We start from the raw sequence: 22,618 nt of genomic DNA on the forward strand, positions 1-22,618 counted from the left end.
TTTTTTCTTGTACTAACCTATTAACATAATAACAACGTGAACGAAATTGAAAAACCAATTAAAAGAGGAACCTTAAGGCTTTTTTTAGGAAAAGAATATTTTGTATTAAGACGAAAACTGAATTGGTTTTTCTCATCTAAGAAATACTCAAAACATATTAATAATAGCAATCTTAAACACACAGTATTTAAACATAAATCACTTATTTTAAGACCTCTTAAAGATGTAGATATGTATCTTCAAGAAAACAAAAGAACAAATCTTGAAATTGCAATAAAACATTTAAATGGGATTGAAATTAAACCAAATGAGTATTTTTCACTCTGGAAATTAGTCGGGCGTCCTACTAAAAGAAAAGGTTACCTAGAGGGATTAATTTTAAAAAGCGGGAAAATTGACAAAGATATTGGTGGTGGACTTTGCCAACTGGGTAATTTACTTTTTTGGATTTTTGCACACAGCCCTTTAACCATTAAAGAAAGATACAGACATGGATTTGATGTTTTTCCTGACGTAAACAGAAAAGTCCCATTTGGTGCTGGAGCAACTTTATCATATAACTACATTGATCTTCAAATAAAAAATGAAACAAAGAATCATTTTGTTATTAATTTATGGATGGATAAAACACATTTGTATGGAGAACTATTATCAAAAGAAAAGTTAAATGAATCTTATAAAATTGAGGAAAGAAACCATCAAATAAAGCAGCAATCTTGGGGTGGATACTCAAGACACAATCAAATTATTAAAGTAATTTCAACAGAAAATTCTGAAACAGAAAAAATTATTGTCGAAAACCACGCTATTATGATGTATAATCCATTTCTTAAAAATAAATAAAGTAATCATTACGTAAACCTATAACTAAAAAAGACTATCTAGAAACTAAAAAATGACAAATTTTTCCAAACTCTCTAATTTTTTTAAAACTGAATATTCATTAAATCAAGATGGAATAGAAGAACTATTTTCACTAATTAAGGTTATAAAACACAAAAAAGGAAGTTTATTAATTCAAGCTCAAAGCAAAGAAAAGCAACTTCGATTTCTAAATAAAGGAATAGTAAGAGAATACTACTCTAATCAAGAAAAAGAAGTAAATATTAATTTTTACATAAAACCACAATTTATTTCCGACTTGCTAACGTTTAGCCAGAATTCTAACACTAACAAAAATCAGGAATGTCTTTCTTCTGTTGAAGTTTTATGCATTGATAGAAATCCTTTTTTTGATTTATTAGAAAAATACCAATGCGGTAAATCTTTTATTGATGCATCATTTCAAAAACTACTAAAACAAAAAGAAATGCTAGAGTTTAATCGGGTTACTAAAACACCAGAAGAGTTATACAACGAGTTATTCATCTATAAACCAGAATGGCTTCAATCAATTCCACAATACCACATCGCCTCATACTTAAACATAACCCCTGAAACATTAAGCCGTATTAGAAAACGTACTTCTTGATTTGAATCAATGGAAATAACCATGCTATACTAGACTTTTGTATAAATTTAAAACACATACAAAATGTTAAAAATTCATCACATTAGAAATGCAACTATGATTCTTGAAACAGAAAAAGATGTAATTTTAATCGATCCAATGCTAGGAGACATAGGTATAATGCCTTCTTTTACATTATTTAGACATAAAGCAAGAAAAAACCCGATTGTTTCTTTACCTAAAAACATAACCCCTATATTAAATAGAGTTACACACTGCATAATTACACACCAACACCCAGATCATATTGATAAAGCAGGGGTTAAATTTTTAATAAAAAATAACATTCCTATTACTTGCAGTATTAAAGATGAAAAGGCTTTTATAAAAAGAGGCTTACACGTTACTCAGTCTCTAAAGTACTGGGAAAAACAAAAATTCCTAGGAGGAACCATTGAAGGTATTCCAGCAAAACATGGTTATGGCTTTGTTGCCAAAACAATGGGAAATGTAATTGGCTTCTACATAAAACTACCCAATCAAAAATCTATTTACCTTAGTTCTGATACGATTTACACAGAATCAGTTGACAAAGTTCTAAAAAAATATAAACCCGACATTAATGTCTTAGCTTGCGGAACTGCACAATTCGATTTATTTAAACAACTTATTATGAATATTGATGATATCCTAAAGTTTACAAAAAACACACAAGGAAAAGTTATAGCTAATCATATGGAATCTATAAACCATTGTCCATTAACTCGAAAAGAGTTAAAAAAAATACTAACACAACATCAACTAATAAATAAAGTTTCAATTCCTGAAGATGGTGAGATACTCGAAATAAGCTAAAAAATACAGTTAAAATAAAAACTACTTAATTTCGCAAAATAACACACTATAGGCTCAAAATAATACATTACAGTATTTTGAGCTTATTCTTTTAAACAACCATTTTTCTACAAAGTAACTCTAACCAATACTTTTAGTATTAATTTTACCTCTCCTCTAAAGTTATTTTAAAAAAAATATAGCAATCAATACTCAAGGGCACATTTACTTCGCTTTTATTCTTTCAATTTTACTTCGTAAAAACATAAAACATAAAACATAAAACAATACTTATTTACACTTAACTAAAAGGTCTACGTATATTTGTACTATTGCTAAGGGCAAGAGTTAATCGCTATGAAAGAAAAAAGAAGTACACTTAAAAAATTAATAAACCAAAACACCTATTTATTTCTCCATACTCTTTTCACTAATCATTACTCGAAAGAAAGTAAAAAGTTAAGAATATTATTGTTTTTTATTATTAGCATTACAACCATTAATACATTTAGTCAAACCAATTTTATAATAAGTAGTTTTTCTGACAAGTATAAGGGAATGATAACGCTTGAAAAAAGCCTTAAAGATGAAATTATAAAAAAGGGGAAAACTACAATTATTGATCTAAAAACCAACAAGAAGGTTATAGAAATTAAATCAAACGCTCTGCATGTTAACATAGATAAACGTAATGCTATAACAACAAATGCTTTAAAGCTGCCTTATCCTGATCAAAATATTATAATATACCAAGATTTTAATTTTGATGGAATAAATGATTTAGCCATACTCGATGGAACATATAGTTGTTACGGTAGCCCAACATATCAAATTTACTTAGAAACAAAACAAGGCTTAAAACATAGTCCTGAATTTACTCGATTAGCACAAGAATATTGTGGAATGTTTAAACCTAATTACAAAAATAAAACTATTCACACTATGATGAAAAGTGGATGTTGTAGATTCACAGACACTTATTTTAAAATAATTAATAACAGCCCTAAGCCCTTTTTAATAGTTAAAGAAGACCCCATTTTCAACAATATAGAAGAAGGTTCAATTTCTATATCTCCTTTTAGAAAAAGAACCAAAACAACATGGGATGGGAATAAAAAAAGTGTAGAAATTACAAAATACATTAATCTAGAAGAAGAAGAAATTACTAAAATAACATCATTTAAACTTATAAAGAATCAAAAACAAGTTCTATTGTTTAGTGTAAATAATCGAATGCTATATTACGCATTAATTAAACCTAATAAAACAATTGAATTTTCATACCCGATAGAATTGAGTTTAAAAAAATCAGATTTTAAAATTAATAAAACTGAAGATAAGCTAACCTTCAATAACAATGGAGCTACTTATAAAATATACAACACTCTCCTTCAAAACAAAATAATTAAGGTAGGAATAATCGTAGAAATAAACGGAAGAACCTATGACTTAAAAGGTGATACAAACTCTTTAACAGGTAACTTAAAAAATGTAAAGAAAATAAAGCTCTATAATGTAGTAAATGAATAAACTTCATAAGAGTAAAAAAATATAGACTTAAGATAAACTTATTCGATTAACAGTTACGCTAATCATCAATATTCTTCACTCCGAAGAAGCATTTATTTTCAACAAATTTCTCCCCTTTTCACCAAAACAACCTATTTAGTTAAAGTGATACTGTTTCGACCCACAAACTAAAACTACCATTACTTATAATTACACGAATTCTTATCTAACTAAAAAACAAAACCATACAAGCAAGTTTCAAGTAATTTTCTCTCTCAACACACATCAATAAACAACTCACTTTAATACTACACAAAAGAACATAGAAAATATTTTTCATTACCTATCTACCTCAACAACAAAAAAACCAAAACAAATTTTACCATATAATCACATTTTATCATAATTTTTTAAAATAAAATTAAAAAATAAACAGATACATATACAATATTACCAACAACAACACCAAAACAATCAAAATAAAACAATTAAAGGTATGTTTACGGGAAATTAACACAGTTTTAACGGGGAATTGTCTATTAATTAATTTAAAAAACACTTTAATGAGAAATAATTTTACTATTGTTCTACTTGTTTTGGTTTCTGTTTTACAGTCCAAAACCTACTCACAATCAAAACACGCTTGTAAAGCTAGTATTCAGAATGAAATTTATTTTAAAAATCATCCTGAAGCGAGAAAAGAATATGTTGAGTTCAACAACTATTCAAGAAAAATATCTAAAAAACAAAAAAGTAAACTAGCTAGTACTTACACCATACCTGTCGTTTTTCATGTATACGGTGAAACACACAACGGCTATAGTATTACCACAGATAAAATTAAGGTAGCTTTACAAAAATTAAATGAAGATTTTCAAGGTTTAAATGCTGATTTTGCAGATGTCGACCCTTTATTTAATCCTATAAAAAGTACTTTAAATATCGAATTTAAATTAGCACAACTAGACCCAAACGGAAACTGTACTAGTGGTGTTATTTATTATGATGAGAAATCTGGTTATGGTGGTACTGGGTCTAATAGTGCTGTTGCAGCTGATGCATGGAACAACTATAAATACATGAATGTATATATTCAAAATGACCTATATGCAGATGGAAGCACCACTAACTCGGGAGTTGCATGGTATCCAAATACTTCTATGTCTGACAATGGCATTGCTAGAGTTGTATACAATGGTGCTTACTTACATGGAAATACTGGTAATGAATTTGCTTCTGTATTAACACATGAATTTGGTCACTTTTTAAACCTAATCCATACTTTTGATGGCGGATGTACATATCCTAACGACGAAGTTGACGATACTCCAGCAGAAGATCAAAGCGTTGTTGGTAGCGTATGCGAACCTATTCAGAACTGTGAAGGAAATTTCATTAACTACGAAAATTACATGGGGTACAATGGCGCTGCAAATGGTTGTTATAGAATGTTTACAAAAGGACAAACAGACCGTATGTTAGCAGCTTTACAACACGATGCTCGTAAAACATTATGGACACCTCAAAATTTAATAGATACTGGGGTTAACAATACAGGAGGTTCTTTAGCTGTTAACAACAATACTATTAAAGAATTAATTAATAATAATGGTAGTTTTAATCAAGCAATAGCTATTACTCTTGATAATGTTAATTTTTCAGCGGATTCAGGTTCACTTACTGAAAACACAGATTATACTTTAACTTTACCTCAAGGGTTAACTTCAACACTGCAAATAAACTCTTTAACTACCGCTACATTAACTATAACAGGTACAGCAACTAGTCATTTAAGTGCTAATAACGAAACCAAAAACATAATTTTTAACGCAACTGCTTTTGCTGGAGGAGCTAACTTGGCTTGTTCATCAATAGGTTTAGACTTTAAGTTTTATGATCCTTTTGAAATTATTTATGAAAACATTACCGATATTTCAGCTACAACAGGAGCTGCATGGGATAACCTCAACTTAACTCTTATTAATGGAGATAATACTTATGGTACTTGGGTATATGTAACCAAACATTTAAAAATTGAAACTTATGGTAAAAAATTAGTTACAAATACTGGCACAAGAGATATTACCCTTTTAGAACAAGGAGATCTTATATCTACAGCTAGTAACTTTACCGCCCCAGAAGACTATCCTGGCCAATTAGATATTAGACATGACGGGTATACCGTCTGGGAAGGAAAAACTGGTTACATCGGTTTTACTACAAATCACAATGGTGAAATTATTAACGGATGGATGAAAGCTAGTGTTTCTGCTGACGGAGAAACTATAACTGTTTATGAATATGCTTTTTCTACGAAGCCAAACGGTGACATTACAGCTGGTCAAACATTAATTGACCCTAATGCAGCTCAACTACTTTTAACATCTAATACCGCCTCTGAAAGTGCAAGTAATAATGGTAACATTAACTTTACTACAGAAATTAATATTTCTGGTTCAGCTCAATTCAACAATAAAACATTTATTAATGGTGTAGATTTTACCACTACAACACCTAATAATTACAGTATTAAAGTTACTTATGTAAACAGTACACAAGTTAAATTAGTAATTGTTGGTACAGCTACAAATCATACTGAAGCAAACAACACTTCTTATAACGTAACTTTTAATACACCTGCTTTTAACAATGGTTTTGCTAATATTATTAACCATACTAATAGCGTTGACATTAATTTTATTGATCCTTACACCATAATTACAGGAACACTTAATGAATCTGTAGATAGTGCTTCTACATGGGACTGGTTTAGTATCCCCGAGCTAGATGGCGCATATTATGACTATGGTGCATGGTATTTTGGTGCTAATCATTTAAAAGTAGAAACATACGGTAAAAAATTAGTTACAAATGCCACTACTAGAAACATTACACTATTAGAAAATGGAGAATTAATTTCATCAGCTAGTAACTTTACTGCCCCTGAAGCATACCCTGATCAATTAGATTTATACACTTCAACTCATACTGACTGGAGCAATAGAACTGGCTATATAGGTTTTGAATCTCAATACAAAGGTAAAACTGTATATGGATGGTTAAAAGTTACTGTAGCCGCTAACGGAACAGGATATACAGTGAATGAATATGCTTTCTACAACAAACCTGAAAGCCCTATTGTTGCAGGTAGCACAACACTACCTAACGCTATCACATGGACAGGGGCTAATGATACTAGTTGGAATAACCCTGCTAACTGGAGTACAAATACCGTACCTACAAGTACTAGTGAAGTTATAATACCAGCAAATGCTAGCATGTTTCCAACAATCAATTCACCAACTACAGTTAGTACTGTTATTATTGAATCTGGAGCTTCATTAATTACAAATAGCGAATTAACCGCTACTGTTACTTACAATAGAAATTTAGCTACTAATAATTGGTACCTGGTAAGTTCACCCTTAAAAAATGAGACTATAACCAACTTATTAGATAACAACGTTTTTGCTTTAGGAACGGGTAATAATATTGGCTTAGCTCCTTACAAAAATGATGGAACAGCTTGGAACTACCAAAACGCAAACACTTTGGGAACCATTACTTCAGGGAAAGGGTATTCTGTTAAACTTAATTTAGCAGCTGACCTAAAATTTACAGGAACTACTAATTCAACTACTGTAACCTATCCTGTTACAATAAATACAAACAACTACAACCTTGTAGGAAACCCTTATACTTCTTACATTAACTTAGGTGATTTTTTTAACGCTAACCCTTTAAACACGGTTGTATCTGAAGCTACAGCTTGGATATGGAATCAAGCTACTAATAGTTATGATTTAAAATTAGCTGGTATTGATGATGCCTTCCAAATAGCCCCAGGACAAGGCTTCTTTATTAGTGCAAGTGCAAACTCTAATGTGACTTTTGATAAAGCTAATCAATCTCATGTTTCAGGTAACTTTCAAAGACAAGCCAATTCTAAAACTCAAATTAACATAATAGCTACATCTAGTGACGGTGCAACCAAAACAACTAAACTATACTATATAGAAGGAGCTACCACTGGCTTTGATAATGGTTATGATGGTAGTGCCTTTAAAGGAATTAAAAGCAACTTTAATTTTTATTCTCAATTAGTTAACAAAGAGAACAATAAAGAATATGCTATTCAATCTTTACCTAAAGAAAACCTAGAAACAACTGTTGTTCCTGTTGGTTTAGAAGTAAACACAAATCAAACAATTGTCTTTTCTGCTGAATCGTTTAATTTACCTAGTGATACGCAAGTTTATATAGAAGATAAATTAAATAACAAATTCATTAACTTATCTAAAGAAAAATATAGTGTATCCCTAAAGAAAAAAACGAATACCCCTGGTCAATTCTTTATACACACAACTTCTAATAAAGTTAACAATAACACACATATATTAAGTAACGTATCTGTGTACCAGTCTGCAAAAAACCAATTAACTATTAAAGGGTTACAAGCTAAAAATAACTTAATTAAAATCTACTCTGCAATTGGTAAAACGGTTATGGTTAAAGCCTTTAAATCTAACGGAGTTACAACAATAAACTTACCTGAAATTTCTTCTGGAATTTATATTGTAAATGTAACAAGTGAAGGAAAAAAGATTAACAAAAAAGTTATTTTAAGTAATTAAGAAAAGAATTTTAAGATGAAAAAACAAAATATATCTAAAGACACAAATATAACTCGTGGTGAAGCTTTAAAAAAAATGAGTAAATATGGAAAATACGCTGCTTTAACAGCTATTGGTACTTACCTTGTGTTAAACCCACAAAAAGCACAAGCATCTAGCCCCGAAGCACCAGGTAATGGCTTTTAATTAAAATACATTTACCATAAACTTTAATTTAGCTCCAAGAACTTAAGTTCTTGGAGTTTTTTTGTTGTATTAAAACTAAAACAAGAAGAAAAATTTCACATATTAAATGAAAAGTTTCTTTTAAAGACTCCTGAAAACAGTACAAAAAGCACTAATAATCAAAAAGAATTACAAAATTAAGATTTCGGCACGATTATTGGATTTAACAAAGCTTTAACATAAACTACAAACTATGATGAACTATTTACAAAACAGTTTAAATTGGTGGGAGAATTGTTAAGTGAAAAAGAAAGAAAAACTCGAAGTATGCTAGCTTCGAGTTTTGTTTTATAATAATAAGTAATAACTAATTTATCTAATTAGCTTTCTGTACTTAATTCGTTTTGGCATTAAATCTCCACCTAAACGTTTCTTCTTATTCTCTTCATATTCAGAAAAACCTCCTTCAAAGAAATAAACTTCACTATTTCCTTCAAAAGCTAAAATGTGTGTACAAATTCGATCTAAAAACCATCTATCGTGACTAATAACAACCGCACAACCTGCAAAGTTTTCTAAACCTTCTTCTAATGCTCTTAATGTATTTACATCTAAATCATTCGTTGGTTCATCTAATAATAAAACATTTCCTTCTTCTTTTAAGGTCATTGCTAAATGCAATCGGTTACGTTCACCTCCAGAAAGTGTAGAAACTTTTTTATTTTGTTCACTTCCTCCAAAATTAAAACGACTTAAGTAAGCACGAGAATTTACTTGTTTTCCTCCCATCATTACTAAATCTTGTCCTTCAGAAAAATTTTCCCAAATAGATTTATCTTGATCAATATTAGAGTGTGCCTGATCAACATAAGCTATCTTAGCTGTTTCTCCTACTTTAAAACTACCATTATCAGGAGTTTCTTCACCCATAATCATTTTAAAAATAGTTGTCTTACCAGCTCCATTGGGACCGATAATTCCAACAATTCCAGCTTGTGGTAAGTTGAATTCTAAATTATCATATAATAATTTATCTCCAAATGCTTTCGAAACTCCAGTAGCCTCAATTACATTAGTTCCTAAACGTGGTCCATTAGGAATATAAATTTCTAATTTCTCATCAGTTTGTTTTTGATCTTGACTCATCAATTTTTCATAGTTCTTCAAACGTGCCTTCTGCTTTGTTTGACGGCCTTTTGCTCCTTGACGAACCCATTCTAATTCTCGTTCTAACGTTTTTTGACGCTTAGATGCTGTTTTACTTTCTTGTGCTAATCTGTTTGACTTTTGATCTAACCAAGAAGAATAGTTTCCTTTCCAAGGAATTCCTTCTCCTCTATCTAACTCTAAAATCCAACCAGCAACATTATCTAAGAAATATCTATCGTGCGTTACTGCAATTACGGTTCCTTTATATTGAGCTAAATGATGCTCTAACCAGTGTACAGATTCTGCATCCAAGTGATTGGTAGGTTCATCTAATAATAATATTTCTGGTTCTTGTAACAACAATCTACATAAAGCAACTCTTCTTCTTTCCCCTCCTGATAAGTTTTTAATTTGCGTATCACCATCTGGAGTACGCAATGCATCCATGGCTATTTCAAGCTTAGTATCAAGTTCCCAAGCATTAGAAGCATCAATTTTATCTTGAAGCTCTGCTTGTTGTGCCATTAACTTATCCATCTTATCAGCATCAGAATACACTTCTTCTAAACCAAACATATCGTTGATTTTATTGTATTCCTCTAAGATAGCTACAGTTTCAGCAACTCCTTCTTTTACAATTTCTATAACCGTTTTAGTATCATCTAATTTTGGTTCTTGCTCTAGGTATCCAACTTTATAACCTGGAGAAAATGTAACATCTCCCTGAAAGTTCTTTTCTACTCCTGCAATAATTTTTAATAAAGTAGATTTACCTGATCCATTAAGACCAAGGATACCAATTTTAGCTCCATAAAAGAAACTTAAATAAATATCTTTTAAAACTTGCTTATTTGTACTTTGAAAGGTCTTAGAGACCTTATTCATTGAAAAAATGACTTTCTTATCGTCTGACATTTTATTTTATATTTTATTAATTAAACTCGTCCTTTTAAGGCATTAAACACCCAGGCATTCGCAAAAAAACCTAGTCCAACTGCTGCAAACCCATAACCTGCTACCTCATTATATCTAAAAGCTCCTAAACATATTAATAAAAGACCTATTAAAATCATTATAAATGTAGCCCAACCTAGAACCGTGTTTTTATTCATTGCCATGATTTACTTTTTTATAAAAAATGTGAACTACAAATATCGTATTTATTTTATAATTTCTATTTAAAAAAATTGCATAAAAAAATCTCACTTTTAGTGAGATTTTAAATATATCATTTACTTTTTATTTTCTAGCTAACTTACGCAAGGTAACCCATTGTTTCATCATTTCACGAGCATCTGTTGCTGGGTAGCCTACTACTGTCTTTCCTGCTGGCACGTCTGCAATAACACCCGATCCTGCTCCTACTTTTGCTCCAGAATGAATCGTTGTATGATCTTTAATAGAAGCACTTCCTCCAATAATAACACCATCACCTAAAGTAACTGAACCTGCTAACCCACTATTTCCGGCCATAATACAAAACCTACCTAGTACAGAATTATGTCCTATCTGTACCAAATTATCAATTTTACATCCATCTCCTAAAATAGTAGCGCTAAATTTTCCTCTATCTACACATGAACTTGCTCCGATTTCAACTTGATTACCTATTATAACATTTCCTATATGCGGAATTTTTGTTAATCCTTGTTCACTTGGCCTATATCCAAATCCATCTGCACCAATACTCACATTTGCATGAAAAATACAGTTTTTTCCTATTTCACTTCGCTCCCTTATTACAGTTCCAGACCAAATAACAGTATTATCTCCAATTATAGAATCATCAAAAATTGAAACATTTGGGTATATAACTACTCCGTTTCCTATAACTACGTTTTTTCCGATATAGCTATTTGCACCTATTGTACATTTTTCACCTAATTTAACAGAACTATCAATTACTGCTGTTGGGTGAATAGCGATTTCAATATATGGTGCTTCAGGCTGAAAGGCTTCTAATAAAGTAGCCATCGCTAAATCTGCATTCGCAACTTTTATAAACGCTTTATTTTCTCCTGGTTGAATATCTAATTTATTATCTATGATGGCAGCACTTGCATTAGACTTTTCCCATAAACGTGTAAATTTCTTATTGCCAATAAAAGTAATTTCACCTTTTTTTGCCTTTTCAATCTGTTCTGGAGCAGTAATTTTCTCAGAACAATCTCCTATCAATTCTCCATTAACTAGTGAATTAATTTCTTTTATTGTAAATGATTTCATGTTGATTTCTAGTGGTTAGTTTGCTAAAAATAGTGTTTAATTATTTAACAAAAAAAATCCTGTAACATACAGGATTTTTTTTATTAAATAATTAATTCAAATTTACAAGCTAGCCGCCAACCTACTACCTTGGTTAATAGCTCTTTTAGCATCTAACTCTGCAGCTACATCTGCACCACCAATTACATGTGTTTTTATTCCTTTAGCTTCTAAAGGTTCTAATAATTCTTTAAAAGGAACTTGCCCCGCACATAAAACTATATTATCTACAGCTAATATTTTATGCTCTTCATTTTGAACGTAATGTAAACCTTCATCATCTATTTTAGTGTACTGTACTTCACTTATAAAATTTACTTTTTTCTTTTTTAAAACAGAACGATGAATCCAACCTGTAGTTTTACCTAACTTACTACCAAATTTACCTTTACTTCGTTTAAACATAAAAATTTCTCTTGGTGATGGATGAATATCTGCTTTCATATTCTCAATACCTGCTCGGGCTTTCATTGTTTTATCAATTCCCCATTCTTGTAACCAAGCATCTATATTTTGAGAAGTACTTTCACCTTCATGCGCTAAATACTCTGAAATATCAAAGCCTATTGCTCCTCCACCAATAACAGCTACACGCTTTCCTACTGGTTTTTTATGCTTAACAACATCTATGTAACTTAATACTTTACTGTGATCTACACCTTCTATTCTCGGGGTTCTTGGTATTATACCTGTTGCTAATACAACCTCATCAAATTTCTCGTTAACTAAATCGTCTGCAGAAACTCTTGTATTTAATTTTAAGTTTACATTATGAAGCGCTATCTGCTTATTATAATACCTAATTGTTTCGTAGAACTCTTCTTTACCTGGTATTTGTTTTGCAATATTAAACTGACCTCCTATTTCGCTTTCAGCATCAAACAAAGTAACTTCATGACCTCTTTGCGCTGCTATCGTTGCAGCAACCAAACCTGCTGGTCCAGCACCAACAACTGCTATCTTTTTCTTATTATTAGTAGGTAAGTAATTCAATTCTGTTTCATGGCAAGCTCTTGGGTTTACCAAACAACTTGCTACTTTCTTTTGAAAAGCATGATCTAAACATGCCTGATTACATGCAATACATGTGTTTATTTCATCATCACGTTCTTCTTCTGCCTTATTTACCCATTCTGGATCTGCTAAAAATGGACGCGCCATCGAAATCATATCTGCATGCCCTTCAGCTAATACTTTCTCTGCTGTCTCTGGCATATTAATTCTATTAGAAGTTACTAACGGAATTGATAATTCTTCTTTCATTTTTTGTGTCACCCAAGTAAATGCTGCTCTAGGCACTGATGTTGCAATCGTAGGTATTCGTGCTTCATGCCAACCAATACCTGTATTAATAATGGTAGCTCCTGCTTTTTCAATTTCTTTTCCTAACTGTACTACTTCTTCCCATGAGCTTCCCTGTTCAACCAAATCTAACATTGATAATCGATAGATGATTATAAAATTTTCACCTACAGCTTCACGTATTTTCTGAACTAACTCTACTGCTAAACGAATTCTATTTTCATAACTTCCGCCATAATTATCAGTTCTTTTATTTGTTCTTTTTACTATAAATTGATTAATTAAATAACCTTCAGAACCCATAATTTCAACCCCATCATAACCTGCTTCTTTTGATAATTTAGCACAGTTCACAAAATCTTTTACAGTTCTACGAATACCTGATTGTTTTAATGCAAATGGTTTAAATGGATTAATTGGCGCTTGTATTTTTGATGGAGCAACTGTTACTGGATGATAACCATAACGACCAGAATGTAAAATTTGCATACAAATTTTACCTCCTGCTTCATGTACTGCATCTGTAATTACTTTATGCTCTCTAGCATGTTTTTTCGTACTCATTCTTGCAGAGAATGGAGCTGTCCAACCTTGAATATTTGGTGAAATCCCACCAGTAATAATCAATCCTACTCCACCTCTAGCGCGTTCAGAATAATACTCCGCTATTCTTTCTGTTCCATTTTTCTCTTCTTCTAACCCCGTGTGCATAGACCCCATTAAAATTCGATTTTTTAATGTTGTAAAACCCAAATCTAGTGGTTCAAAAATATGTTTGTACTTCATAAGCTCTAATTAAATTTACTATGCATGCATAATACTTTGCAATATACAATTTTTTAGAAAACAAAAAACTCAAGTATTTTAATAAAATACTTGAGTTTGATTAAATTTAGAAAAAACGTCTACTTAACGGTAATAATATCTTTAGAATAAATACAGAAAGTAATAAATCTATAAGATGTTTTTTTAAACCAAAGCAACTAAGTTTTCTTCCACTTCTTTTTTAAGATCTTCTAAAAAAATATTTAGCTGTTCCTTTTTAATACCTGGCATGCAAATTACATGTGCAATATTTTCTTCTGAGGCTAATTGGTATTTTTTACATATTTCTTTAGAAGGTTTTTCTAATACAACAGTTAAAGCTTCATTATTTCTCCAGGCTTTTACTCCTATTTTATTAAGTTCTACTTCTAAATATGCAGCCAATTCTTGTGATTCTTTTACTCTATTTTTTAAACCTTCTTTTCCATGTTTTTTAATAAAAGCCCATAAAAACAAAGGTGTTAATCCATTACGTGATCCAGTAATAGTAGTATCTAAAGTACCTACATAAGATACAGAATTTGCTATACGATCTCTGTGTTTTCTCTTAACCATTACAATTCCACAAGGTATTGGCCCTCCTATAAACTTATGACCAGATATTGCAATACTATCTACACCCTCTGCAAAATCAAACTTTGGTTTAGGCGTTACAAATGGTGCTATAGTTCCTAAAAATGCGGCATCACAATGTATATAATAATCTTTAATTGCGTACTTCTTAATTATTCTTTTAACTTCATCAAGCTTATCTACAGCCTCAGTCATAGTAGTACCAATATTCAAAAAGAAAATAGCTGGTTTATCTCTACGCAACATTAATATCTGCTCTAAATCATCATAATCCATTTCACCATTATCTTGACTTCTAACTACAATATTATTTATATTTAATAAATGTAAATTCTTCTTTACACTATAATGTGTTGATTCACTATAATAAACAACTGCATCAGGGTAACTTTCTCTAGCAAGATATAAACCATACAAGTTTCCTTCAGTCCCCCCATTTGTTACATATCCCCATGTTTCTTTCGTATTAGAAGAAAGTATATCTGCAAAAAAAGAAATACATTCTCTTTCTTGATCTTTAGTATCTATTGCTAAAGTTGAATCTGACTCAGGATCACCTACATTGTTGATACACAAATCTAAAAAAGGAGCAAATTCTTTATATGAAAAATCTTTCGCCAACGGATACCCTAAAAAAGTATTTGTATTCTCACTAATTCTATTATATATCTGATCTATTTCATTCATATCTCGCGTTGTTTATTTTTCCGACACAAAGATAAAAATCAATTAAATAAAACTTGACAAAAGTAAAATTTTGAAATATTTTACTTTTAAAAATAGATATAAAAGAAAAATATACTTTACTTTTATTGTAATTAATCAGAAACAGAAATATATACTATGCAACAATTAGATATTATCGATTTACAGCTAATAAACGAGCTTCAAACTGACGGAAAACAATCAATAAAGCAACTTTCTCAAAAAGTAAATTTATCAATTACTCCAACACATGAACGCATTAAAAAAATTGAAGCTAATGGTATTATTAAAAAATATGTTGCCATTGTTGATCCTGAATTAATAGACCGAAGTTTGATTGTATATTGCCAAATTACTTTATTGAAGCATCAAGATGCAGCATTTAAAGAATTTGAAAAGTATATTAACTCTTTAGATGAAGTTATGGATGTTTCATATATAGCCGGTGGTTACGACTTTTTATTAAAAGTAATTGTAAAAGATATTAAAGAATATGAGTACTTCATCTTACATAAAATGTCTCAGCTTAAAATTATTTCAAATATTCAAAGCTCATTTGTAATACGACAACTAAAAAATGAGACTAAAATTACTGTAAAATAAAACCTCTAAAAATATTTTAGAGGTTTTATGAAATATCAAAACTATAAATTAAACTAATATAAATATCCCATTTTACCTTGTTGAAAATCACGCATTGCTTCAATAATTTCGGTTTGCGTATTCATTACATACGGACCGTATTGCGCAATTTTTTCTTTAATTGGGGCACCTGAAAGTATTAATAAAACACTTTCTTTTTTTGCTTCTATTTGAATAGTTTCACCATCATCTTCGTTAAAAGTTACCATTTGTGCTGCTCCTTTTTTTAATGTAGCTTGATTGTTTATAGTAACCTCACCTTCTAATAAATAAACTAAAGATTTATGATGTTTCGGAATATCTACAAACATTTCACCTTTAACTTCAGTTTTCATTGTAAATACATTTACCGAAGTTTGAGTTTCAATTAACCCCGCTTCTTTAGCTTGATTCCCTGCTATTATTTTAAGCTGAATTGTTTTGTCTTCATTTAGAATTAACGGAATATCTTCACTCTTTACGTGTTGATAGTTTGCAGGCATCATTTTTTTTTCTGCAGGTAGGTTTAGCCACAGCTGAATTCCTTCTAATTCCCCACCCTTTTCTACAAATTCTTTTGATGGTCCTTCTGCGTGTATAATTCCACGACCAGCTGTTGTCCATTGTACATCACCTACTTTTACTAACATTTCATTACCTAAAGAATCTCGGTGTAATTGCTCTCCTTTAAATAATAATGTAATTGGTTCAAACCCTCTATGCGGATGTGGTCCTAGATCAAACGGATTATTAGATTGACTAATTGCATAAGGTCCATAATGGTGTAATAATAAAAACGGATCTACATTTTCGATACCTTCCGTAGGTAAAGGCTGTCTTAATTTTATTGGTCCCATGTTTACTAATGGGCTTCCTACTTTACGTTGTATTGTTTTTAGTTTTTTCATTGATAATAGTTTTAAAGTAAATATTTTCCAAGGAATATATTTGTGTAAATTTTTTTTCTCTTTTTTTTATACTAATTCTATGAAACTATTTACCTTATTTTATCTAATAAGTCACTTAATTGACCAGCTTCTTTTTCAGTTAAATTTTCTAAAAAATCTAATTCTAATGATTTATCAATCGTAGCCAATAAGCTCAATCCTTTTTCTGATATACTTATATAAACAACTCTTCTATCATGTTCACTTCGAATTCTTTCTATAAACTCTTTGTCACATAGTTTATCCATTAGGCGAGTTGCATTTGGTGCTCGCTCTATCATTCTATCTTTAATAACTTGAACTTTTATAGCTTCTCCTGCACCTCTTAGAATTCTTAAAATATTAAATTGTTGTGGAGATATTCCGTAGGGTTTAAAAAAATCATTTTCGTTACTACTTAACCAATTTGCAGTGTACTTTATATTGATTAATGCTTTTACTTTGTTATTTTTAAACTTAGACTTTATGTCTTTAGAAATATCTCCCATCTTCTTAATATAACTCTTTTATTATGCTATTAAATTCATCTGTGGTTGGGGTTAAATACACCTTATCGTTAACAAATAACGTTGGTACTTTTAACACTCCTCCATATAGTTCCTTAGTATGATCATTAGCTTGTTCATCTATAGAAATATCTTTATATTCAAAAACAACATCTGTGCATTTTAAGTAATTTTTAAATGCAACTGAATACGCATGCCCTCTTTTACCATATAAAACCACTTTCATTTCTGCTAATTTTTTATACAAATTTAATTAATTTTATTTTATACTCCAAGGAATATAAAGTCGATACAAATATTTTTATTGTAACGAAATTTTAAATGCTTTAACAGCTTCATTTAATTGTGCATTTAAAACTGTTTCAATTATAGCTCCTTCTTTAAAATTATCATAAAAGCTAGGTAAAGAAAAATCTGCTATTATATTTCCTCCCATGTGTGGAAATCCATTTTTAGCTATTGATAATACAGAAGCTCCACCTCTTCCTCCTGGTGATGTAGCCATTAATAACATTGGTATGTTATTCCATAATTTTTGATTAATACGAGACATCCAATCAAACATATTCTTAAATGCTACTGTAAAGTTTCCATTATGTTCTGCCAATGATAAAACAATACCATCTCCTTCTTGAATTAAATCAAAGAATTTTTGAGCGTTTTGAGGTATTCCATTTGCTGTTTCTTCATCTACACCATAAATAGGTAATGGATAATCATTTAAATCTAAAGTAATTACTTCAACTTCTTTTATTAAACTTGCTGTATACGTTACTAATTCTTTATTGATTGATTTTTTACTATTACTACCTGAAAAGGTTATTATTTTCTTCATCTTTTTTATTTCTTTTATTAATTCAATATTCACTCGAACTATTTGTTTTTATTTAATACTAGTTCGTATTTCTGTTTCTCCTTTTACCATTTTAGCTACGGGACACTTTCCTGCTATTTCTAACAATTTTGTTTTTTGTACTTCTGTAATTTCTTTTTCAAATGAAATTTCTTCAGTCAATGATTTTTTAATTCCATCAGGTGTTAGTTCTTCTTTCTGAGTTACATTTACAGTGATTTCACCTACATCCCATTTTTTTCGTTCAGCATACATTCTTAAAGTCATTGAAACACAACCTCCAATTGCTGTTAATAAATACTCTACTGGGGTTGGCCCATTATTGTCTCCACCTCTATCTACTGGTTCGTCTAACACAGCAAAATGATTTCTCATCTTTGCCTCTGCTAAATAGTTACGATTGGTTAAAACAACTTTTGATGATACTTTTGCTGCCATTTTTATATCTTTTTACTATATATATATGATACAACAAGTAATATCATTGCTATTATAGCCCCCATTTGTTCACCATCTCCTATCATTACATGGGCAAAAAACGCTAATATAAATGCAAAGAAAAAACCTGCATACGCCCATTCTTTAATTGTTTTATTCGCTACAAACCAAATAGCAACAACTCCTAAAAGTTTTGCAGCTGCATACGGATAAATAATATAAGTAGGGTAACCAAAACTTGTAAACATCCCCATTACTGCTTCGTGATTAAATAAATACATACCTGCAGAAAACAACATTAATAATGTTAATAAACCAGTTGCTGAATAATAAATTATTTTGTCTTTTTTCATCTTAATTAACTTTAAGTTCAATACAAAGGTACAAAAATATTTTTTATATTCCATGGTAAATAATGTCACGGGTGTTAATTGTTTCACAAATACTATTTTGCCAAATAATAAAATAAGCATACATTTGCATAAGTGCTTATATAAATACTTATTTAATAACTATGGATGCATTAAAGAGTTTAGGAGAAATTGGTATTGGTTCTCGTTTAAAAAGAGTAAGTGAATATATGATGCGAGAAACTCAATTAGTATATAATACATTTAATATTGATTTTGACCCTTATTTATTTCCTGCTTTTAGAATCATAAAGAGTAAAAATGGGGTAACAAATACTGAGATAACAAATAGTTTACATATTTCTCAACCTGCCACAACACAAGCTATTAATAAGCTTTTAAAAAAAGAACTAATCCTTTTAAAGGTTGATAAAATTGATAAGCGTAAAAAAGTTATAATCCTTTCTAAAAAAGGAAAAACCTTAGTTGAAAATGTAACCCCTATTTGGAATAGTATTGAATTTATAATTAAAGAATACACCCAAATATCTTCAAATTCTTTAGTTGAAACTTTAAATATTCTAGAAGAAAAATTTAACAAAAAGTCTTTTAGCAAAGCAATTACAGAACATATACAAATGAATATTAAAATTATGAATACCTTAGAAATTACAAATTATAAAAATGAATATGCTTCTCATTTTTATAATTTAAATATAGAGTGGTTAAAAAGCTTTTTTTATGTTGAGGCTTATGATGAAGAAGTATTAAGTAATCCTGATAAATACATTATCGATAAAGGTGGACACATATTCTTCGCAAAAATTAATAATGAAGTTGTTGGTACGGTTGCTTTAATGCCAATAAATAGTGGTGCTTTTGAATTAACAAAAATGGCAGTATCTCCAAAACATAGAGGCTACAAAATAGGACAGCATCTTATGCAAAAATGCATTGATTTTGCTAAGGAAAATAGTTTTAAAAAACTTACGCTGTATTCAAATACTAAACTCGAAAATGCAATTTATATTTATAAAAAATACGGTTTTATAGAAATTCCTGTTGAAAAAAACTGCCCTTATGAGCGTTCTGATATAAAAATGGAATTAAAAATAGGATAAGTCATATGGCTTATCCTATTTTTAAAGATATTAAAGAAAATTCTAGTTATTAGAATTTTCTTTAATTGAATCTATTTGTTTTTGGAGTTTATTAATTTTTTCTGCTTCAATTTTTTGTTTAGAAGCCAAAGCTATAGAATCTGTTTTAATACTAGTAGGCTCTATTTCCTTATTGAAGTTAATATTTTTAAAATAGTCATTCGAAGTTTCACTTTCTTTCCAAGCTTCACCTAATTGTTCATATACTGAAGCGTTCCATTTACTTGGGTGTTTTGCATCAATCCAAACGACGTCTCTGTATTCACTATCAATTAATGCTAAATCTGGTGTTGCCGAACCATCAAATTTATTTGAACCTTCTCTAATTGCTGAAACAGTACCTATAAAAAACAATCGTTTCTTACCTGCTATATTTTTTATATAAGGTCTAAATTCTACTGGTTTATTTACCGACCAATCAAACTCTTTACGTGATTCTATTACTTTTAAAGGCATTGCCGAGACGCCTGCATAACCTTGTTTTTTTGATGCATGATCGTAATAATAAAACTTATTAGTACCATCAGCAGGTACAAAAACACTGTAAGTTAAACTTGTTCTTTCATCTCCTACAGGTTCTAACCCAAACCAATGATATAAACCACTATAAGCATTTAAATTTGTTTCAGAGAAATCAAAATCTGTTACAAATGGTTGTTGATTTTGATCATCTGGTAAATTTGGTATTTTTACCGCTGTTTTCATATTCCAAGGTAATGGATCACTAAATCCTCCTAAAAACTTTAGAGACTCTGCTTGTAAACGTGATACTTTTTCTGACAACGTATTTTGCCTTGTTAAATATGGATAATTTTTCATTTCCTCAGGGGAAATATAAGTTCCTTTTCCTAATAAAATACGCTCTACATAATCTCCAAAGTCGTGTTCTCCGTTCTCGACAACCATTACACCTCCAAAACTTGGGTACGGAAACAAAAAGCCTTTCCACTTTATTAAACTTACCACTTGCACCCATGCTCCTTTATCATTTTTCATGTAAAAAGTATCACTTGGCTCAAGGTTAAATAACTGAAAAATACTGAATCGTTGTACAACTGCATTGTATGTATTACGACTAAACTTTAAAGATTCTCCTATTGAAAAGGTTACTGAAATTCTGTTTTCACTTGAAAATCGAGGAAATGGTGTTGTACTTGATACTGAAAAAACTTCTTCTGTATTGTCACTAATTCCTTGCCAAACATATTTTTCGGTAGGCTGAATTGCCATCGTCCATTTATTAACTGAATCTACCCTAACCAAGTGTGGTAAAGAAACATCTTTTGTTTCTCCAACAGATTCATTTGCCATTGAAAAAATATTACGTAAAGGTTGTATTCTTTCATTTTGTGTTAAAGGCAATTCGGTTATTTGAATACGTTTTAGATTATTAAAAACATTATAGGTTTTCATATAATCGTACATTTTATAATGCCATCCAATACCATACAAAGCACCAAAAAATAAAATTAACATTCCTAAAATAAAAACCCTTTTTCCAGAACTTGCTGATTTTCTAAAATTTCTTGATCCGAAAAACAACACACAAAAACTTAACAGAATTATAAAAATGTATTTTCTAATAAATAATAATGCTGGTTGGTAATCGTCTCTTAAAACGAATAACGCAATCAGTAATATAAAAGAAAACAATATAACTCTCCTCTTTTGTTTCCCTCCTTTTTGCCAGTATCTTTTAATCATACTCTTTATTTTATTATTGCACCACTTTTAGTAAAGTTATAGCAAAATGTTTATTTATTTTAATCTGAAAGATTATTTTGTTGTTATTTATTATAGCAACCCTTTATCTTTTAATCTTTCTCTAGCACTTTTTTCTTGCGCTTTTGGTTTTTCTACTTTTTTTAGTGCTTCATCGTTTTCAGTACTACTTGATGTAGTATCTGATTCTCCTTTTAAATCTTCAATAAAATCTTTTCCTTTTTCAATTGAATCGTTTACTATATTCTCTAAAGAATCAGATTGCTCTTCAATTATTTTTGATGATTTAAAAATTAAATCAGCCACATAAACACCTATTAATGTACCTACAATCATAAATATAAAAACAGATATCGTTGCCAATGTTACTGGTATTAAAAATTGAATAACAATCACACTCATTAAATAAAATGCTGCAATAAAAACCAATCTTAATAAAAAAGTTTGTTGAAAGACAAATCCTTTTTTATTTGATGCTTTCATTTGCAATTCTTTCGAATTCAAAATTTTATTTACAAATCGATATAGTTTATTTCCTTTCGATTCTCTCCAGCAAACTAAAATACCAAATAATATAGCGGCAATAAATACAATAAGTTCTGGTGTCATA

The 22,618-nt window shown here is 30.1% G+C and carries 21 protein-coding genes; 8 read left to right on the forward strand and 13 right to left on the reverse strand.

Features of this window, described 5'->3' with window-relative positions:
* Positions 1 to 36 precede the first annotated feature (36 nt).
* The 6 genes from H518_RS0113550 to H518_RS21300 all read left to right on the forward strand — a co-directional run bounded on the left by H518_RS0113550 (position 37) and on the right by H518_RS21300 (position 8,613).
* Positions 37 to 843, forward strand: a complete 807-nt coding sequence (locus tag H518_RS0113550; RefSeq protein WP_028889567.1) for a VanW family protein — start codon at positions 37 to 39, stop codon at positions 841 to 843.
* A 52-nt stretch (positions 844 to 895) separates the two neighbouring features.
* Complete coding sequence (locus H518_RS0113555) at positions 896 to 1,471, forward strand: Crp/Fnr family transcriptional regulator (protein ID WP_028889568.1); 576 nt, start codon at positions 896 to 898, stop codon at positions 1,469 to 1,471.
* Positions 1,472 to 1,534: 63 nt separating this feature from the next.
* Positions 1,535 to 2,305, forward strand: a complete 771-nt coding sequence (locus H518_RS0113560) for an MBL fold metallo-hydrolase (protein WP_028889569.1) — start codon at positions 1,535 to 1,537, stop codon at positions 2,303 to 2,305.
* 537 nt (positions 2,306 to 2,842) lie between these two features.
* Positions 2,843 to 3,814, forward strand: coding sequence for an XAC2610-related protein (locus tag H518_RS0113565; protein ID WP_162143113.1), 972 nt, complete (start codon positions 2,843 to 2,845; stop codon positions 3,812 to 3,814).
* Positions 3,815 to 4,356: 542 nt separating this feature from the next.
* A complete protein-coding gene (locus H518_RS21235; protein WP_051263777.1) occupies positions 4,357 to 8,427 on the forward strand; it encodes a M43 family zinc metalloprotease in 4,071 nt (1,356 codons plus the stop codon).
* A 15-nt stretch (positions 8,428 to 8,442) separates the two neighbouring features.
* The gene (locus tag H518_RS21300) at positions 8,443 to 8,613 is read left to right on the forward strand and encodes a hypothetical protein (protein WP_169720519.1); all 171 of its coding nucleotides are present in this window, start codon (positions 8,443 to 8,445) and stop codon (positions 8,611 to 8,613) included.
* Positions 8,614 to 8,964: 351 nt separating this feature from the next.
* Here the strand turns inward: H518_RS21300 and ettA are convergent, their stop codons facing one another.
* The 5 genes from ettA to H518_RS0113600 form a co-directional block, all read right to left on the reverse strand.
* A complete protein-coding gene (ettA, locus tag H518_RS0113580) occupies positions 8,965 to 10,656 on the reverse strand; it encodes an energy-dependent translational throttle protein EttA (protein ID WP_028889571.1) in 1,692 nt (563 codons plus the stop codon).
* Between the two features lie 20 nt (positions 10,657 to 10,676).
* Positions 10,677 to 10,853: a CAL67264 family membrane protein gene (locus tag H518_RS21305; protein ID WP_231891971.1), complete on the reverse strand. Its 177-nt coding sequence runs from the start codon at positions 10,851 to 10,853 to the stop codon at positions 10,677 to 10,679.
* 127 nt (positions 10,854 to 10,980) lie between these two features.
* Positions 10,981 to 11,967 (reverse strand): UDP-3-O-(3-hydroxymyristoyl)glucosamine N-acyltransferase, encoded by a 987-nt coding sequence (lpxD, locus tag H518_RS0113590; RefSeq protein WP_028889572.1) that lies wholly within the window; start codon positions 11,965 to 11,967, stop codon positions 10,981 to 10,983.
* A gap of 102 nt (positions 11,968 to 12,069) precedes the next feature.
* Positions 12,070 to 14,094, reverse strand: a complete 2,025-nt coding sequence (locus tag H518_RS0113595) for an NADPH-dependent 2,4-dienoyl-CoA reductase (RefSeq protein WP_028889573.1) — start codon at positions 14,092 to 14,094, stop codon at positions 12,070 to 12,072.
* Between the two features lie 183 nt (positions 14,095 to 14,277).
* Positions 14,278 to 15,393: a histidine decarboxylase gene (locus H518_RS0113600; protein ID WP_028889574.1), complete on the reverse strand. Its 1,116-nt coding sequence runs from the start codon at positions 15,391 to 15,393 to the stop codon at positions 14,278 to 14,280.
* 156 nt (positions 15,394 to 15,549) lie between these two features.
* Between H518_RS0113600 and H518_RS0113605 the strand changes: the two genes are divergently transcribed.
* Entirely contained in the window at positions 15,550 to 16,014 is a 465-nt protein-coding gene (locus H518_RS0113605) for an Lrp/AsnC family transcriptional regulator (RefSeq protein ID WP_028889575.1), read from the forward strand.
* 53 nt (positions 16,015 to 16,067) lie between these two features.
* Here H518_RS0113605 and H518_RS0113610 read toward each other — a convergent pair whose 3' ends face one another.
* The 6 genes from H518_RS0113610 to H518_RS0113635 all read right to left on the reverse strand — a co-directional run bounded on the left by H518_RS0113610 (position 16,068) and on the right by H518_RS0113635 (position 19,129).
* Positions 16,068 to 16,940 (reverse strand): pirin family protein, encoded by an 873-nt coding sequence (locus tag H518_RS0113610; RefSeq protein ID WP_028889576.1) that lies wholly within the window; start codon positions 16,938 to 16,940, stop codon positions 16,068 to 16,070.
* A gap of 89 nt (positions 16,941 to 17,029) precedes the next feature.
* A complete protein-coding gene (locus H518_RS0113615; RefSeq protein WP_028889577.1) occupies positions 17,030 to 17,467 on the reverse strand; it encodes a MarR family winged helix-turn-helix transcriptional regulator in 438 nt (145 codons plus the stop codon).
* A gap of 4 nt (positions 17,468 to 17,471) precedes the next feature.
* Positions 17,472 to 17,711: a glutaredoxin family protein gene (locus H518_RS0113620; RefSeq protein WP_028889578.1), complete on the reverse strand. Its 240-nt coding sequence runs from the start codon at positions 17,709 to 17,711 to the stop codon at positions 17,472 to 17,474.
* 75 nt (positions 17,712 to 17,786) lie between these two features.
* Positions 17,787 to 18,320 carry an NADPH-dependent FMN reductase gene (locus tag H518_RS0113625; protein ID WP_028889579.1) on the reverse strand — a complete coding sequence of 178 codons (534 nt, stop codon included), beginning with the start codon at positions 18,318 to 18,320 and terminating at the stop codon, positions 17,787 to 17,789.
* Between the two features lie 48 nt (positions 18,321 to 18,368).
* Entirely contained in the window at positions 18,369 to 18,776 is a 408-nt protein-coding gene (locus tag H518_RS0113630) for an OsmC family protein (RefSeq protein WP_043706934.1), read from the reverse strand.
* A 2-nt stretch (positions 18,777 to 18,778) separates the two neighbouring features.
* Positions 18,779 to 19,129, reverse strand: coding sequence for a DoxX family protein (locus H518_RS0113635; RefSeq protein WP_028889581.1), 351 nt, complete (start codon positions 19,127 to 19,129; stop codon positions 18,779 to 18,781).
* A 161-nt stretch (positions 19,130 to 19,290) separates the two neighbouring features.
* On the opposite strand from H518_RS0113635, the gene H518_RS21535 reads away from it, so the two are divergent.
* Positions 19,291 to 20,247: a GNAT family N-acetyltransferase gene (locus H518_RS21535; protein WP_081411191.1), complete on the forward strand. Its 957-nt coding sequence runs from the start codon at positions 19,291 to 19,293 to the stop codon at positions 20,245 to 20,247.
* A gap of 42 nt (positions 20,248 to 20,289) precedes the next feature.
* On the opposite strand, the gene H518_RS0113645 is transcribed toward H518_RS21535, so the two are convergent.
* Together H518_RS0113645 and H518_RS0113650 are read right to left on the reverse strand one after the other, a co-directional pair.
* Entirely contained in the window at positions 20,290 to 21,990 is a 1,701-nt protein-coding gene (locus H518_RS0113645) for a DUF4199 domain-containing protein (protein WP_028889583.1), read from the reverse strand.
* A 90-nt stretch (positions 21,991 to 22,080) separates the two neighbouring features.
* Entirely contained in the window at positions 22,081 to 22,617 is a 537-nt protein-coding gene (locus tag H518_RS0113650) for a hypothetical protein (protein WP_028889584.1), read from the reverse strand.
* Between the last annotated feature and the right edge of the window lies 1 nt (position 22,618).

The sequence above is a fragment of the Tenacibaculum ovolyticum DSM 18103 genome, assembly GCF_000430545.1.
GTDB lineage: Bacteria > Bacteroidota > Bacteroidia > Flavobacteriales > Flavobacteriaceae > Polaribacter > Polaribacter ovolyticus.

Bases quoted from the DNA above. Each gene is read 5' to 3' on its own strand.
- H518_RS0113555 (WP_028889568.1), top strand. From the start codon at position 896: ATGACAAATTTTTCCAAACTCTCTAATTTTTTTAAAACTGAATATTCA.
- H518_RS0113560 (WP_028889569.1), top strand. From the start codon at position 1,535: ATGTTAAAAATTCATCACATTAGAAATGCAACTATGATTCTTGAAACA.
- H518_RS0113565 (WP_162143113.1), top strand. From the start codon at position 2,843: ATGATAACGCTTGAAAAAAGCCTTAAAGATGAAATTATAAAAAAGGGG.
- H518_RS21235 (WP_051263777.1), top strand. From the start codon at position 4,357: ATGAGAAATAATTTTACTATTGTTCTACTTGTTTTGGTTTCTGTTTTA.
- H518_RS21300 (WP_169720519.1), top strand. From the start codon at position 8,443: ATGAAAAAACAAAATATATCTAAAGACACAAATATAACTCGTGGTGAA.
- ettA (WP_028889571.1), bottom strand. From the start codon at position 10,656: ATGTCAGACGATAAGAAAGTCATTTTTTCAATGAATAAGGTCTCTAAG.
- H518_RS21305 (WP_231891971.1), bottom strand. From the start codon at position 10,853: ATGAATAAAAACACGGTTCTAGGTTGGGCTACATTTATAATGATTTTA.
- lpxD (WP_028889572.1), bottom strand. From the start codon at position 11,967: ATGAAATCATTTACAATAAAAGAAATTAATTCACTAGTTAATGGAGAA.
- H518_RS0113595 (WP_028889573.1), bottom strand. From the start codon at position 14,094: ATGAAGTACAAACATATTTTTGAACCACTAGATTTGGGTTTTACAACA.
- H518_RS0113600 (WP_028889574.1), bottom strand. From the start codon at position 15,393: ATGAATGAAATAGATCAGATATATAATAGAATTAGTGAGAATACAAAT.
- H518_RS0113605 (WP_028889575.1), top strand. From the start codon at position 15,550: ATGCAACAATTAGATATTATCGATTTACAGCTAATAAACGAGCTTCAA.
- H518_RS0113610 (WP_028889576.1), bottom strand. From the start codon at position 16,940: ATGAAAAAACTAAAAACAATACAACGTAAAGTAGGAAGCCCATTAGTA.
- H518_RS0113615 (WP_028889577.1), bottom strand. From the start codon at position 17,467: ATGGGAGATATTTCTAAAGACATAAAGTCTAAGTTTAAAAATAACAAA.
- H518_RS0113620 (WP_028889578.1), bottom strand. From the start codon at position 17,711: ATGAAAGTGGTTTTATATGGTAAAAGAGGGCATGCGTATTCAGTTGCA.
- H518_RS0113625 (WP_028889579.1), bottom strand. From the start codon at position 18,320: ATGAAGAAAATAATAACCTTTTCAGGTAGTAATAGTAAAAAATCAATC.
- H518_RS0113630 (WP_043706934.1), bottom strand. From the start codon at position 18,776: ATGGCAGCAAAAGTATCATCAAAAGTTGTTTTAACCAATCGTAACTAT.
- H518_RS0113635 (WP_028889581.1), bottom strand. From the start codon at position 19,129: ATGAAAAAAGACAAAATAATTTATTATTCAGCAACTGGTTTATTAACA.
- H518_RS21535 (WP_081411191.1), top strand. From the start codon at position 19,291: ATGGATGCATTAAAGAGTTTAGGAGAAATTGGTATTGGTTCTCGTTTA.
- H518_RS0113645 (WP_028889583.1), bottom strand. From the start codon at position 21,990: ATGATTAAAAGATACTGGCAAAAAGGAGGGAAACAAAAGAGGAGAGTT.
- H518_RS0113650 (WP_028889584.1), bottom strand. From the start codon at position 22,617: ATGACACCAGAACTTATTGTATTTATTGCCGCTATATTATTTGGTATT.